Origin of the sequence: Nonomuraea basaltis (assembly GCF_005893125.1) — a bacterium.
Taxonomy (GTDB): domain Bacteria; phylum Actinomycetota; class Actinomycetes; order Streptosporangiales; family Streptosporangiaceae; genus Nonomuraea; species Nonomuraea basaltis.
In genome coordinates this window covers 1-650 of sequence record NZ_VCJS01000633.1, presented here as the reverse complement: position 1 = coordinate 650, position 650 = coordinate 1, and the positions used below count along the sequence as shown (strand labels likewise).

Here is a 650-nt window from a genome sequence, read left to right as displayed (position 1 = left end):
TGGGGGTCGGTTTCTGAGTGGTCTTGGTGGGCGTGGGCTTCCGGGTGGTCTTGGTGGGCGAGGGCTCGGGCTCCTCGGTGGTCTTCGTCGGAGTCGGCCTCTGCGACGGCGACCTGGAGGGCCGGACCGTCCTGGTGACCGTGGCCGTGGGCTTGGCCTTCTTGGTCGGCTTGGTCGACTTCTGGGCCGGCTGGGTCTGCGTCGGCTGGACCGTGACGGTGGGGACCGGCGCCGGCTGCGTCGAGATCGGCGCCGGGGTGGGCACCGACGTGACCACCGGGACCTCGCTCGTCTCGGTGGGGCCGTCGGTCGGGAGCACCATCGGGCCGACGCCGCTCTCGTCGGGGCCCGGCGTGGTCGCCCAGGGCGCGGTCACCTCGGCCTGCGGCTGCGCGGGCGGGAGGGTCACGTTGCCCTGACCCGGGGCTGCGGCCGTGTCGCCCTGGCCCGTGCCACCGGTGGCCGCGGCGGCAGGGGAGAACGTGACGTTGTCGGAGTACTGGCTCGCGCCCCACAAGCCGAGGCCCGACAAGAGTGCGACCGCGGTGACGCCCGCCACGAGGCCGATGGGGAACGGCTTGCGCTCCTGCCTGTCGTCCTGCCTGGGCACGACGTGGGGATTCCACCCCTGGGGTGGGTTCTGCGGGGCC

The 650-nt window shown here is 73.8% G+C and carries 1 pseudogene; it reads right to left on the bottom strand.

The features are described from left to right. Nucleotides 1–610: pseudogene (locus EJK15_RS69800) on the bottom strand (hypothetical protein); the annotation flags it as partial. Nucleotides 611–650: the final 40 nt, after the last annotated feature.